At 60.1% G+C, this 13,126-nt stretch carries 11 protein-coding genes; 3 read left to right on the top strand and 8 right to left on the bottom strand.

Going from position 1 to position 13,126, the window contains the following annotated elements:
• Nucleotides 1-32: 32 nt before the first annotated feature.
• The 3 genes from GIW69_RS04025 to GIW69_RS04015 all read right to left on the bottom strand — a co-directional run bounded on the left by GIW69_RS04025 (nt 33) and on the right by GIW69_RS04015 (nt 3,342).
• Nucleotides 33-926: an SMP-30/gluconolactonase/LRE family protein gene (locus GIW69_RS04025; protein WP_236480836.1), complete on the bottom strand. Its 894-nt coding sequence runs from the start codon at nt 924-926 to the stop codon at nt 33-35.
• A 51-nt stretch (nt 927-977) separates the two neighbouring features.
• On the bottom strand, nt 978-1,802 hold the full coding sequence (locus tag GIW69_RS04020) for an NAD-dependent epimerase/dehydratase family protein (RefSeq protein ID WP_236480835.1): 825 nt from the start codon (nt 1,800-1,802) through the stop codon (nt 978-980).
• 244 nt (nt 1,803-2,046) lie between these two features.
• Nucleotides 2,047-3,342, bottom strand: a complete 1,296-nt coding sequence (locus GIW69_RS04015) for an OprD family porin (protein WP_496570894.1) — start codon at nt 3,340-3,342, stop codon at nt 2,047-2,049.
• 341 nt (nt 3,343-3,683) lie between these two features.
• On the opposite strand from GIW69_RS04015, the gene GIW69_RS04010 reads away from it, so the two are divergent.
• On the top strand, nt 3,684-5,339 hold the full coding sequence (locus GIW69_RS04010) for an MFS transporter (RefSeq protein ID WP_236480834.1): 1,656 nt from the start codon (nt 3,684-3,686) through the stop codon (nt 5,337-5,339).
• Nucleotides 5,336-6,481, top strand: coding sequence for an HlyD family secretion protein (locus GIW69_RS04005; protein ID WP_236480833.1), 1,146 nt, complete (start codon nt 5,336-5,338; stop codon nt 6,479-6,481). The genes GIW69_RS04010 and GIW69_RS04005 overlap by 4 nt, the downstream gene beginning before the upstream one ends.
• Before the next feature lie 112 nt (nt 6,482-6,593).
• On the opposite strand, the gene copD is transcribed toward GIW69_RS04005, so the two are convergent.
• Both copD and copC read right to left on the bottom strand, forming a co-directional pair.
• Nucleotides 6,594-7,451: a copper homeostasis membrane protein CopD gene (gene copD, locus GIW69_RS04000; protein WP_236480832.1), complete on the bottom strand. Its 858-nt coding sequence runs from the start codon at nt 7,449-7,451 to the stop codon at nt 6,594-6,596.
• A 3-nt stretch (nt 7,452-7,454) separates the two neighbouring features.
• The gene (copC, locus tag GIW69_RS03995; protein ID WP_236480831.1) at nt 7,455-7,817 is read right to left on the bottom strand and encodes a copper homeostasis periplasmic binding protein CopC; all 363 of its coding nucleotides are present in this window, start codon (nt 7,815-7,817) and stop codon (nt 7,455-7,457) included.
• 148 nt (nt 7,818-7,965) lie between these two features.
• Here copC and GIW69_RS03990 point away from each other — a divergent pair, with 148 nt between their 5' ends.
• Nucleotides 7,966-8,586, top strand: coding sequence for a TetR/AcrR family transcriptional regulator (locus GIW69_RS03990; protein WP_236480830.1), 621 nt, complete (start codon nt 7,966-7,968; stop codon nt 8,584-8,586).
• 114 nt (nt 8,587-8,700) lie between these two features.
• Here the strand turns inward: GIW69_RS03990 and preA are convergent, their stop codons facing one another.
• The 3 genes from preA to hydA form a co-directional block, all read right to left on the bottom strand.
• The gene (gene preA / locus GIW69_RS03985) at nt 8,701-9,975 is read right to left on the bottom strand and encodes an NAD-dependent dihydropyrimidine dehydrogenase subunit PreA (RefSeq protein WP_236480829.1); all 1,275 of its coding nucleotides are present in this window, start codon (nt 9,973-9,975) and stop codon (nt 8,701-8,703) included.
• Nucleotides 9,976-11,343: an NAD(P)-dependent oxidoreductase gene (locus tag GIW69_RS03980; protein ID WP_236480828.1), complete on the bottom strand. Its 1,368-nt coding sequence runs from the start codon at nt 11,341-11,343 to the stop codon at nt 9,976-9,978.
• Between the two features lie 187 nt (nt 11,344-11,530).
• A complete protein-coding gene (hydA, locus tag GIW69_RS03975; protein ID WP_236480827.1) occupies nt 11,531-12,970 on the bottom strand; it encodes a dihydropyrimidinase in 1,440 nt (479 codons plus the stop codon).
• Nucleotides 12,971-13,126: the final 156 nt, after the last annotated feature.

The raw sequence follows: 13,126 nt of genomic DNA, 5'->3' as shown, positions 1-13,126 counted from the left end.
TGTGTTCAAGGCACAGCGGTGCAGCAGAAGGGTTACAGCGAATCGTTGAAAGCAGGTTCGGGGAGGCCTTTAACGCCGGGGTTCAGGGCAAACAGGCCGCCGGCCAGTGATTGCGGATCCTGATCGTCACCGGGACGGATCGAGGCCACGAACAGGGTGTCCATACCGCTGCCGCCAAAGGCGCACATGGTCGGTTTTTTTACCGGCACCGCCAGCGAACAATCGAGTCGGCCGTCAGGGGTGAAACGGTGCACGAGGCCTTCGTCGTTGCCGCAGATCCAGTAGCAACCGTCGGCGTCCACTGCCGCGCCGTCCGGGCGGCCGGGGAAGTGATTCATGTCGACGAACACCCGGCGGTTGGACGGCGTGCCGCTGGCGGTGTCGTAATCGAACGCCCAGATCAATTGCACGCTGGGGTGCGAGTCCGACAGGTACATGGTCTTGCCGTCGGGGCTGAAACCCAGACCGTTAGGCACGATGAAACCGTCAAGTTGTGCAGCAACCGATCCCGACTGGCCGGCGTCGTAGCGATAGAGTCGGCCCTGGGGCGCGTTCAAGCCCATATTGAGCACCATGCTGCCGGCCCAGAACCGGCCTTGGCGGTCGCAACGACCGTCATTGAGGCGCATGTCCTGGCGAGCGTGTTCGACCTGAGCAAGCGGTTCGCAGTCGAGGATGCCGTCGCTGTGGGGCGTCAGGTGAAAAAAACCGCTTTCCATGCCCGCCACCCAGCCGCCACGGCTGTCACGCGCGATGCAGGCGAGCATTTGCGGTGTTATCCAGTTATCGACATGGCCTGTGTCGGCGCTCCAGCGCTGCAGTCCGCCCCTGGGAATATCGACCCAGTACAAAGCGTTTTCCTTCGGCACCCAGACCGGGCTTTCGCCCACGGCATTGCGGGCATCGACGATCAATTCGGCTTGCATACTCATTCCCTTTGAAGGGTGGTGATGGGGATCAGTGGACAGCCCGCGCGGTCAATCGCCGAACGGACCGGCCACCACGAACGCACCGCCCTGATAAATACGCGCCGGGTCGTCTTCGGCCGGCATCGGCTGCGCCTCGACCTTGTCACGGAACACTTCGGAACTGTCGCGGGCTTCGTAGCCCAAGTGGCTGGCAAAGCGGTTGTCCCACCAGACTTCCTTGTTATCGGACATGCCGTAGACCACGGTGTGACCGACGTTCGGGGTGTACAGCGAGCGCTCGATCAGTTGGGTCAGGTCGTCGAAGCTGAGCCAGGTGCTCATCATTCGGCGATTCTGTGGTTCCGGGAATGAGGAGCCAATGCGGATGCTGACGGTCTCGATGCCGTAGCGATCAAAGTAGAAACTGGCCATGTCTTCGCCGTAGGACTTTGACAGACCGTAGTAACCATCGGGGCGGCGCAGGGAAGTGGCGTCGAGGGTTTCGTCTTGCTTATAGAAGCCGATGACGTGGTTGGAGCTGGCGAAAATCACCCGCTTCACGCCATGGCGGCGCGCGGCTTCGTAGATGTGGAAGACGCCACTGATATTGGCGCCGAGGATTTCTTCGAATGGCCGCTCCACCGACACACCGCCGAAGTGCAGGATCGCGTCCACGCCTTCGACGAGTTGGTGCACAGCCTGTTTGTCGGCCAGGTCGCAGACCACGACTTCTTCGTGATCACCAACGGCCGGGGCGAGGGCGGCGATGTCGGATAAACGCAGGACATTGGCGTAGGGGCGCAGACGTTCGCGCAGAACTTTGCCCAGGCCACCGGCAGCGCCGGTCAACAGCAGGCGGTTGAAGGGGGTTGGAGCAGTGGAGGTAGACGTCATGGCAATCCCTGGGACAATGTTGTTATTGAATTTGTTGTAGGTTGTCGTATGACTGAGTCGAAGTATCAGTAGGGTTTCCCGGTCTTGTCAACGCGACTTTGGTTGCAAATGACGGAAGGGGATCCGTGACCCTATCTCCAAGTGGGAGCGAGCCTGCTTGCGAATGCGGTGCAGCCATCAACATCGTTAGCGGATGAAGAATTGCGTTCGCGAGCAGGCTCGCTCCTACAGGAGCAAACGCTGCTTACAACAACGAAATCGGGTAGCTGATGAAGATCCGGTTCTCGTCGAATTCGTTGGTGCTGAAGTCGCGACGGATGGTCGCGTTGCGCCATTTGACGTTGAGGTTCTTCAGCGCGCCGCTTTGCACGGTGTAGGCCAGTTCCGATTCGCGGCCCCATTCCTTGCCGTCGGTGATGGTGCCGGTGTGCACGTTATCGCCGCTGATGTAGCGGTTCATCAGGGTCAGGCCGGGAATGCCGAGGGCGACGAAGTTGTAGTCGTGACGGATCTGCCAGGAGCGTTCCTTGGCGTTGTCATAGCTGGCGTTGTAGCTATCGTTCGCCAGGGTGCCGCCGCTGGTGCCATTGACGCGCATCCAGGCATCGTCGCCGGTGAGTTTTTGCAGGCCGACATAAAAGGTGTTGCCGCCGTATTTGGCCGACAGCAAGGCGAACGCGGTTTTGTTATCGAGTTCGCCGGCCTGGGCGCTGCCGTCTTCCTTGCCGTTGAAGAAGCCGAGGTTGGCGCCCAGCGTCCAGTCGCCGATTGGCTGGCTGTGGTTGACGTTGAAATATTGCTGTTGGTAGATGTCGGTCAATTCCGCGTACCAGACGCCGACCACGGTGCGCTTGTCGTTGAAGGTGTATTCGCCGCCGCCGAAGTTGAAGCGATCGGAGGTGAATGCACCTCGGCCGTTCATCGACATGTCTTCCATGCTCGCGTCGTTACGCGGGCTGTTGCCACGGAACTGGCCGCCGTACAGCGCCAGTCCGTTGATTTCGGTGGAGGTGATCTGGCCACCACGGAAGGTTTGCGGCAGGGAGCGACCGTCATCCGAACGCAGGATTGGCAGCACCGGCATCCATTCGCCGACTTTCAGTTCGGTTTTCGACACCTTGGCTTTCAGCGCCACACCGAGGCGACCGAAATTGTCTGCCGGACGGCCATCGTCGTGAATCGGCAGCAACTGCGTGCCACCGGTGCCTTTGCCGCCATCAAGTTTCTGCGAGTAAAGACCCAGTACATCGAGACCGAAGCCGACAGTGCCTTGGGTGAAGCCGGATTTGGCGTCGAGAATGAAGCTCTGCGTCCACTCTTCAGCCCTGCCCTGAGCGTTGGCCGGGTTGGTGAAGTTACGGTTGAAGTAGGCGTTGCGCAGGTTCAGCGTTGCTTTGCTGTCTTCGAGAAAACCTTCGGCATGGGCGGACATCGGCATGGCGAGGGCCAGGCCGGTGCAGCCGATCAGGCTCAGGGTGGAACGAGGGTGAAAAGCGGTCAGGCAGGAATTGCGGACGGATTTACGAACGGATGTGCTCACTAAGACGCTCCCTTGTTACTTATTGTTTTTATATTTGTCATACGTCGTCGTACAACATTGGGCGGGATATTTGCGGGGTTTTAAAGGAAAGTCAACACCCAGTTATACGATGACCCACGTAATCCCATGCAAGAGCTGCCGAAGGCTGCGATCTTTTGATCCTGTTTGATCGTTCCCTTGCTCTGCGTGGCAGTCAAACGATCGCAGCCTGCGGCAGCTCCTACACTGGGGCGAGTCTTTTTGCGGGCGGTGATGTCGACAGATAGACGGCTTTCGCGAGCAGGCTCGCTCCTACCAAGGGTTTGCGGCAAACTCATGGCACTAAACTCTAAGGCTTTTTAATGGATCAATACGCCCCGCGCGAGTGGCAGCCTCATGAGCGGCCCAGTCTGCCCGGTTCTCCTTCGACGCCGCTGCATTCCAACCCCAAGCGCGTCGCGTATGCGCTGGTGGGTTTGCTGGTGGCGTTGACCGGCGGCCTCGGCAACTCGCTGGTGGTCGCCAACCTGCCTTATCTGCAAGGTGCGCTCGGTGCTACCACCGCCGAAATGGCCTGGCTGCCGGCGGCATACGTGATGACCAACGTCTCGATGAACCTGTTGCTGGTGAAATTCCGCCAGCAATTCGGTCTGCGTGCGTTCACCGAAGTGTTCCTGGTGTTGTATGCACTGGTGACCTTCGGCCATTTGTTTGTCAACGAACTGAACTCGGCCATCGCGGTGCGTGCGGCTCACGGCATGGTTGGCGCGGCGCTGAGCTCGCTGGGCCTGTATTACATGGTGCAGGCGTTCCCGGCGAAGTGGCGATTGAAAGCACTGGTGATGGGCCTGGGCAGCGCGCAACTGGCCTTGCCGCTGGCGCGGCTGTTTTCCGAAGACTTGCTGCAAATCGCCGAATGGCGTGGCTTGTACCTGTTCGAATTGGGCATGGCGCTGATAAGTCTGGGCTGCGTTTTCCTGCTCAAACTGCCACCGGGCGATCGCTTCAAAACCTTCGAAAAACTCGACTTTCTGACCTTCGCCATTCTTGCAACAGGTGTGGCGCTGTTGTGCGCGGTACTGTCGCTGGGGCGGATCGACTGGTGGCTGGAGGCCGACTGGATCGGCATCGCACTGGCGTCGTCAATCGTGCTGATCCTGGCCGGTCTGGCCATCGAACATAACCGCAGCAACCCGATGCTGATGACCCGCTGGCTCGGCAGCGGGGCGATGATCCGTCTGGCGCTGGCGGTGATTCTGATCCGCATGGTGACGTCCGAGCAGTCCACCGGCGCCGTGGGGTTCATGCAAACCCTGAACATGAGCAGCCAGCAGTTGCACAGTCTCTACGTGGTGATGATGATCGGCAGCGTCGCCGGGCTGCTGACCAGTGCGCTGACCATCGACCCGAAACACTTGCTCATGCCGCTGATCGTGTCGTTGGCGCTGATGGCCACGGGCTCGATCATCGACAGCCAGTCAAACAATCTGACCCGCCCGCACAACCTGTTTTTCAGTCAGTTTCTGCTCGCGTTCGGCAGCACGTTTTTCCTCGGCCCGACCTTGGTGTTTGGCACCCGCAACGTGCTGACCAACCCGCGCACACTGGTGAGTTTTTCGGTGCTGTTCGGGATCTGCAACAACCTTGGTGGCCTGATCGGCGCCGCGCTGCTGGGGACGTTCCAGATCATTCGGGAGAAATTCCATTCAAGCAACATTGTCGAACACTTGACGCTGTCTGATCCGCTGGTGGCGGCGCGGGTGCAGAGCGGTGGCTCGGCGGTCGGTTCGCTGATCGCCGACCCGAGCCTGCGCAATCTGGCGGGCATTCGCAGCCTGTCCACCGCCGCCACCCGCGAAGCCAACGTGCTGGCTTATAACGACGTGTTCATGCTGATTGCCGGGATCGCGGTGTTGACCATGATCTGGCTGTCCATCCGTGCGCTTTGGCTGATCAGCACCTCTAAAAATGTCGCGGATACACCTTCCGTACCACCGAGCGGTGCCACTTCTTCATGACCGAACCAACCACTACGACCACCACTAATGCCATCGCCGCCACCCCCGAGGGGGAGGCGCCGCCATCATCGCCGAACACCGAACCGCGCTCGCTGCCCGTGCGGGTCATATCGTCCCTGGGCTTTGCCGCCGTTGCCATCGTTGGCGTGCTCGTCGTGTTGTATGCCTGGCAATTACCGCCGTTCAGCAGTGCAGTGGAAACCACCGAAAACGCCTTGGTGCGCGGGCAAGTGACGATCATCGGTCCGCAACTCAGCGGCTATGTGTTCGAAGTGCCGGTGCAGGACTTCCAGTTCGTCAAGGCCGGCGACTTGCTGGTGCGCCTCGATGATCGTATTTATCAGCAGCGTTTCGACCAGTCGCTGGCGCAACTGGCCGTGCAAAAAGCCGCGCTGGCCAACGTAGTGCAGCAGCGCAACAGTGCTGAAGCGACGATCAAACTGCGTCAGGCAGCCCTGGCCGACAGCGAGGCGCAGGCACGCAAGAGCGAAGCGGATTTGCGCCGAAACAAAGAGCTGGTCAGCGACGGTTCGGTCTCCAAACGTGAATTCGACGTGACCCTCGCCGCCAATGCGCAAACCGTCGCGGCGGTGGCCCAGGCCAAAGCCACGCTGGAAATTGCCCGGCAGGATCTGCAAACGGTGATCGTCAATCGCGGTTCGCTCGAAGCGGCGGTCGCCAGCGCTGAAGCGGCGGTGCAACTGGCGCGCATCGATTTGTCGAACACGCGCATTCTGGCGCCGCGAGACGGCCAGCTCGGGCAGATCGGCGTGCGCCTGGGCGCTTACGTCAACTCTGGAGCCCAGTTGATGGCGCTGGTGCCGGATCAGAAGTGGGTCATTGCCAACATGAAAGAAACCCAGATGAACAACGTCCGGGTCGGGCAACCGGTGCACTTCACGGTCGATGGGTTGAACCACCGAAAATTCACCGGGCATGTGCAGCACATTTCACCGGGCACCGGTTCGGAATTCGCCTTGTTGCAGGCGGATAACGCGACGGGGAACTTCGTGAAAATCGCCCAGCGGGTGCCGGTACGGGTCACGATCGATCCGGATCAGCAAGAGATCGAACGGCTGCGGCCGGGGATGTCGGTGGTGGTGAGCATTGATACGGCGGCGGGGGATACGCAGAAGCATTAATCAAAATCAAATTGTAGGAGTGAGCCTGCTCGCGATAGCGGTTCGCCAATCGCCTTTTTGTTTGTTGGCAGAACGCAATCGCGAGCAGATTCACTCCTCCAGGGAATGGTGTTCAACCAGCCATCATCGGCGGCAAAGTGCCGAGCAGCGACACGGCCGCAACTGCCCCGATTCCCATCAACCATTCCACCATCACGCTGCGCTTCAGGGTGTTCATGCGCTGTTCGCAATCATCAATTCGCAACCGATTGAACAACGCCAGCCCCAACATCCCCAGCACCAGCAAAACCTTGATCAACAGGATCAAGGCAAACCCCTCGAATAACGGCGTCGGCCACATTTGGCCAGTCAACACGCGCACGTTGATCAGCCCGGTAATGAGCAGCCCCGCGACCAGTCCGTAACCGATCCCGCTGAAACGTTGCAACACTTTGCGCAACGCAACGCCCGGTTGGCGCAGGATCATCACCAGCATCAGCAAGCCACCGAGCCAGGCGCCGACGCAGGTCAGATGAATGATCTGATTGAGGATCAGCAATTGCCCGCTGAGGCCATCGAGCATCGCACCGTGGCCCACCGGCGCAAGTGTCGCCAGCAACAAGGCAGCCAACGCCATTCGCAGATAAGCATTCGAACGCCACGGGGTGAACAGCAACGCCAGCAGCACAGCGTTGATGAGCAAATGCCAACGCCAGACCTGGCCGAAAAACGTCTTCTGCAACACCAGGTCGATCGTCGCCGGATCAAACGCTGCCGCCGCCGAACCGGCCATGCTCGCGGTGATCAGTAGCGCCCAGATGACACCGCTGACCAGTGCGATCAACGTCAACCAACGGGCGTGCCGCGCCAGACGCTGATCCAGCTCAGGCGCTGCACCCTTGAGCAGCAAAGGCCTGAACATCCAGGCTCCGAACAGCATCAACACCACGGTGAAATGCAGGAAGCGGCACAGCACCAACGCATCGCTCATGAATTACTGGCCGACCTTGAACTGATACGCGCCTTCGCTCTTGTGCGTGTCCACCGACACCGCGTGCCATTGGACCTTGTACTCACCGGCGGTCAACGGCGCGGCGGGGATGACGATGAGCGTTTTCTTGTCATCCTCGGTGGTCAGCGCCTTGACCGCAATGGAGGCACCCTCCCTGGTCAGGGTGACTTTGGTGAAGCTGGCCTCGACGCCTTCGGAAAACATCAGGCGCAGTTCTGCTGGCGCGGTGACGGTGCTGTCGGCGGCCGGGGTCTGGCTTTTCAAATGGGCGTGGGCAAAGGCCTGGGAAGTGACCATCAGCGACGCCAGCAGGGTGCCGGCAGTGAGCAGTTTTTTCATCGGCATGGGAAATCCCTTTTCAGTGAAGTGACGGGCAGGTGGCGGTGATCGTAAACCATGAGCCTGAACGGATGTGTGAAGAATCGTTCTCGACGGTCGCCCCTGAGCCAGAGCGGATGCTAGTCTTCAGACTCGTTGTTGTCAGGGAGCCCACATGGGCAATCACAAAATCGAAATCCGCCGCAGTAACGTCGAAAAGATCCTGCTCGGCGCAGAAAAAGTCTTCGCCGAAAAAGGCTTTGGCAGCACCGCCATGGCCGACATCGCGGCCGAAGTGCAATTGCCGCGCTCCAACCTGCATTACTACTTCAGCACCAAGAGCGAACTGTACAGCGCCGTACTGTTCGACCTGCTGGAAGTGTGGAAACAGGACGCGCTGTGCTTCGAAATGTTCGACGATCCGCGTGTGGTGCTGAGCAGCTACATCCGCGCCAAGATGAACCACTCGCGCAGTCGCCCGTACGGTTCGAAAGTATGGGCCAACGAAATCATCCACGGCGCGCCGACGTTGGGCGAGGCGCTCGACGTCAGTCTGTATGACTGGGCGAAGATGAAAGAGGCGAAGATTCGCCAGTGGGTCGAGGACAAGCGGATTCTGCCGGTAGAACCGTCGAGTTTGCTGTACATGATCTGGGCCTCGACTCAGCACTATGCCGACTTCGATCATCAGGTGAACATTCTCAACGAACATCAGCCGCTGTCGGACATGCAGTTCGAGCGGGCGGTGCAGACTGTCACGAGCGTGATCTTGCGCGGAATCGGGCTGGAACCGTAACGCTTGTGCCGCGACTGCCAGCGCCTTCACGAGCAGGCTCGCTCCCACCTCTGGAATACATTCCCTGTGGGAGCGAGCCTGCTCGCGAAAGAGCCCGTTCAGGCCCTGCTGAACTCAGGGGCTGACGTGATACGGATTCCTCGGATCATGGTTCCAGTCCAGAAACGGCTTGCCCGTTTCCATCGGTACCATCTCGATGCAATCCGCCACCGGGCAGGTGATCTGGCACAAATTGCAGCCCACACACTCATCATCGATCACTTCATATTTATGCGTGCCGTCCGCCTGCGTGAGGCTGCTGATGGCCTGGTGTGAGGTGTCTTCGCAGGCAATGTGGCAACGCCCGCAACCAATGCACGCCGCCTGGTCGATTTTGGCGATGACCTGGTAGTTGATGTCGAGATACTTCCAGTCCGTCGTGTTGCCCACCGCGCGCCCGGAGAACTCGGCGATGTTGGCGTAACCCTGACTGTCCATCCACCGCGACAAGCCGTCCTTCATCTCCTCGACAATCCGAAACCCATGCAACATTGCCGCCGTACACACTTGCACCGCGCCGCTGCCCAACGCCATGAACTCCGCCGCATCGCGCCAACTGCCAATGCCGCCAATACCGCAGATCGGCAGCCCTTGGGTCTGCGGGTCACGGGCGATTTCGGCGACCATGTTCAAGGCAATCGGTTTGACCGCCGAGCCGCAATAGCCGCCGTGGGTGCTCTGGCTGCCGACGGTGGGCAGGGCGACCATGTGGTCGAGGTCGACGCTGGTGATCGAGTTGATCGTATTGATCAGCGACACCGCATCGGCGCCGCCGCGATGGGCCGCGCGGGCAGCAACGCGGATGTCGGTGATGTTCGGTGTCAGTTTGACGATCACCGGCAACGAGCAATAAGTTTTGCACCAACGCGTCACTTGCTCGACGTACTCTGGCACCTGACCCACCGCCGCGCCCATGCCGCGTTCGGGCATGCCGTGGGGGCAGCCGAAATTCAGTTCGATGCCATCGGCGCCCGTCGCCTCCACCAGCGGCAGGATGTATTTCCACGACTCTTCTACACACGGCACCATCAGCGACACGATCATCGCGCGATCCGGCCAGTCTTTTTTCACCTGGGTGATTTCCCGCAGGTTGATCTCCAGTGAGCGGTCGGTAATGAGCTCGATGTTGTTGATGCCAAGGACTTCGCGGTTGGCGCCGTAATGCGCCGAATAGCGCGACGACACGTTGACCGCCGCCGGGTCTTCGCCGAGGGTTTTCCAGACCACGCCGCCCCAGCCCGCCTCGAACGCACGCACCACGTTGTAGGCCTTGTCGGTGGGTGGCGCGGAGGCCAGCCAGAATGGATTGGGGGCTTTGATGCCGGCGAAGACAATCGAGAGATCGGCCATTTACGCAGCCTCCACGTTGAGCATCAGTTGAACGTTGATGGCCTCGGCGGCCCGTTTGCCGTGCTGCACCGCTTGCACGGTCAGATCCTGATCGAGGCTGGTGCAGTCACCACCGGCATAGACACCGGGAATGCTGGTGCGCAGGTTTTCGTCGACTTGAATTCGTTCGCCCTGACGCTTGAGTTCGTGAGCCATCGGGTCGGCGAGGGCGTCGCTGTCGAAGGCCTGACCGATGGCTTTGAAGATTGCATCGGCCGCCAGTTCGAAGGTTTCGCCAGTGGTTTGCAGACGACCATCGACCAGGTGGGTGCGAGCGAAACGCATGCCGCGCACGTTGCCCTGGGTGTCGAGCAGCACCTCGTCCGGCTGTGCCCAGGTGAGCAGGCGTACCTGATTGGCTTTGGCAATGTCCTGTTCATGATGGGTCGCGCCCATGTCCGCCGCACCGCGCCGGTAAACAAGATTGACGTCGCGGGCACCGAGGCGGGCCATTTGCACGGCCATGTCGATGGCGGTGTTGCCCGCGCCGAGCACGATGCAGCGCTCGGCCAATGGCAACTGCGTGAGGTCATCGGCCTGACGCAATTCGCGGATGTAGTCAGTAGCGGCGAGCACGCCTGGGGCGTCCTCGTGGGCTAGACCAAGTTGCTTGCTGGCGTTGAGACCAAGGCCAAGAAACACGGCGTCGAACTGTTGATGCAATTCGCCGAGGGTCAGGTTGCCACCGAGTTTCAGCCCGTGACGGATTTCGATGCCGCCGATTTGCAGGAGGAAATCCAGTTCCTTTTGTGCGTAGTCGTCGACCAGTTTGTATTTGGCGATCCCGTATTCGTTGAGCCCGCCTGCCTTTTCTCGCGCTTCGAAAATCACTACGTCATGGCCGTGCATTGCGCTGCGATGCGCGCAGGACAAACCCGCTGGGCCGGCACCGACCACGGCAATGCGTTTGCCGGTGGCGGGAGCGCGCTGGAACGGGTGTTCGGAGAAGTTCGCGTTGTCCACGGCGTAGCGTTGCAACAGGCCGATCAGCACTGGTGCACATTCATGGGCGTTGTTGCGCACGCAGGCTTGCTGGCAGAGGATCTCCGTCGGACAGACCCGCGCGCAACTGCCGCCAAGGATGTTCGCCGAGAGGATTTTCTGCGCCGCGCCTGTCACGTTTTCCTGGTGGATATTGCGGATGAACGAAGGAATGTCGATCTCGCTGGGGCACGCATTCACGCAAGGCGCATCGTAGCAATACAGGCAGCGCGAAGCTTCCAGATGCGCCTGACGGTCGTTGAGCGGTGGCGCCAGATCGGTGAAATGGCCGGCGAGGGCGGTCGCGTCCTCACGGGGATGCGGGAGATGGTTCAGGGAATCGATCACGGTTTTTGCCTCACGGTTTATTGAGGTGCCTGCCTCTGATGGGCAGTGGTTTCCTGCGTTGCCTGGACCGACGCTATCGCTGGCAAGCCAGCTCCCACAGATTTTTGGGTGATCGCAGTATTTGTGTACGACCTCAACCCTTGTGGGAGCAGGCTTGCCAACGATAGCGTCCGCCCAGGCAACGCTTTCAGCGTTTCACTGCAACCGGCTTATGTTGCTCAGCCCGTTTGCTCAGCAAATCAAACACCGCCGGATACGCCGGCCGTTCGATGTAGCGCCCGGCACCGCGCTCGGCGCGCAGGTCGCCGTCGGCCCAGACCACGCGGCCCTGGCTGACGGTATGGCTCGGCACACCGCGCACGGTCTTGCCTTCGAAGATGTTGAAGTCCACCTGCTGATGGTGGGTCTTGGCGGAAATCGTGCGGGTGCCTTGCGGATCCCACAGCACCAGGTCGGCATCGGCGCCGACGCGAACAGCACCTTTGCGCGGGTAGAGATTGAAGATCTTCGCGGTGTTGGTGGAGGTGAGGGCGACGAATTCCTGCATCGACAAACGCCCGGTATTCACCCCTTCATCCCACAACAGCGCCATGCGGTCTTCAATGCCGGCGGTGCCGTTGGGGATCTTGCTGAAGTCGTCACGACCGGCGGCTTTTTGTTCGGCGCAGAAGCAGCAATGGTCGGTGGCGGTAGTGTGCAGATTGCCGGCCTGCAAGCCATGCCACAGCGCCTCTTGATGACCACGCGGACGGAACGGCGGGCTCATCACGTATCCGGCGGCGGTCTGCCAGTCCGGGTGCTGATACACGCTGTCGTCGAGCAGCAAATGCCCGGCGAGGACTTCGCCGTAGACCGGTTGGCCCTTGCTGCGCGCATAGGTGATTTCGTCGAGCGCTTCTTGGGTCGACACGTGCACCAGGTACAACGGCGTGCCAATGGTTTCGGCAATCCGAATGGCGCGGCTGGCCGCTTCACCTTCGACCTGCGAGGGACGCGACAGCGGATGCGCTTCCGGCCCGGTGATGCCTTGCGCCATCAATTTGCGTTGCAGGTGATAGACCAACTCGCCGTTTTCCGCGTGCACGGTCGGCACGGCACCGAGTTCCAGGCAGCGCTCGAAACTCGCCACCAAGGTGTCGTCGGCCGCCATGATCGCGTTCTTGTAAGCCATGAAATGCTTGAAGCTGTTGATGCCGTGATGGCTGACCAGTTCGGCCATTTCCTCACGCACCTGCTCGCTCCACCAAGTGATAGCGACGTGAAAGCCGTAGTCCGACGCCGATTTTTCCGCCCAGCCGCGCCACTGATGAAACGCTTCCATCAACGACTGCTGCGGGTTCGGAATGACGAAATCAATGATCGACGTGGTGCCACCGGCAAGCCCTGCGGCGGTGCCGCTGTAGAAGTCTTCGCTGGCCACCGTGCCCATGAAGGGCAGTTGCATATGGGTGTGCGGATCGATGCCGCCGGGCATCAGGTATTGGCCGCTGCCGTCGAGCACTTCGGCGCCGGCCGGAATATCGAGGTTTTCACCGATGGCTTTAATCACGCCGTCTGCGCAATACACATCGGCGCGGTAACTTTCATCATGGGTAACAACGGTGGCGCCACGGATCAACAGAGACATTCCGAGTTCCTCGCAGGCATGACCGACTGATGCCGGTTCTAGATGTTTTAGAAGTGGCGGCGCCAACTGCGTATTCCTGTCAGCGCTGTCAGGAATAAACGCTAGCCGCATAATTACGATTGAGCAAGATTATTTTTTATAAGCTTATGTTTGAAT

Source organism: Pseudomonas syringae (genome assembly GCF_021605415.1).
Taxonomy (GTDB): domain Bacteria; phylum Pseudomonadota; class Gammaproteobacteria; order Pseudomonadales; family Pseudomonadaceae; genus Aquipseudomonas; species Aquipseudomonas syringae_S.
Note: the sequence above shows the minus strand (reverse complement) of the source record. Positions and strands in the feature narration are given on the sequence as shown.

What these genes read in the sequence shown, in the direction of transcription:
- GIW69_RS03990 (WP_236480830.1), top strand. Translation starts at nt 7,966, where the DNA reads ATGGGCAATCACAAAATCGAAATCCGCCGCAGTAACGTCGAAAAGATC.
- GIW69_RS04020 (WP_236480835.1), bottom strand. Translation starts at nt 1,802, where the DNA reads ATGACGTCTACCTCCACTGCTCCAACCCCCTTCAACCGCCTGCTGTTG.
- GIW69_RS04025 (WP_236480836.1), bottom strand. Translation starts at nt 926, where the DNA reads ATGCAAGCCGAATTGATCGTCGATGCCCGCAATGCCGTGGGCGAAAGC.
- copD (WP_236480832.1), bottom strand. Translation starts at nt 7,451, where the DNA reads ATGAGCGATGCGTTGGTGCTGTGCCGCTTCCTGCATTTCACCGTGGTG.
- copC (WP_236480831.1), bottom strand. Translation starts at nt 7,817, where the DNA reads ATGCCGATGAAAAAACTGCTCACTGCCGGCACCCTGCTGGCGTCGCTG.
- GIW69_RS04010 (WP_236480834.1), top strand. Translation starts at nt 3,684, where the DNA reads ATGGATCAATACGCCCCGCGCGAGTGGCAGCCTCATGAGCGGCCCAGT.
- GIW69_RS04005 (WP_236480833.1), top strand. Translation starts at nt 5,336, where the DNA reads ATGACCGAACCAACCACTACGACCACCACTAATGCCATCGCCGCCACC.
- preA (WP_236480829.1), bottom strand. Translation starts at nt 9,975, where the DNA reads ATGGCCGATCTCTCGATTGTCTTCGCCGGCATCAAAGCCCCCAATCCA.
- hydA (WP_236480827.1), bottom strand. Translation starts at nt 12,970, where the DNA reads ATGTCTCTGTTGATCCGTGGCGCCACCGTTGTTACCCATGATGAAAGT.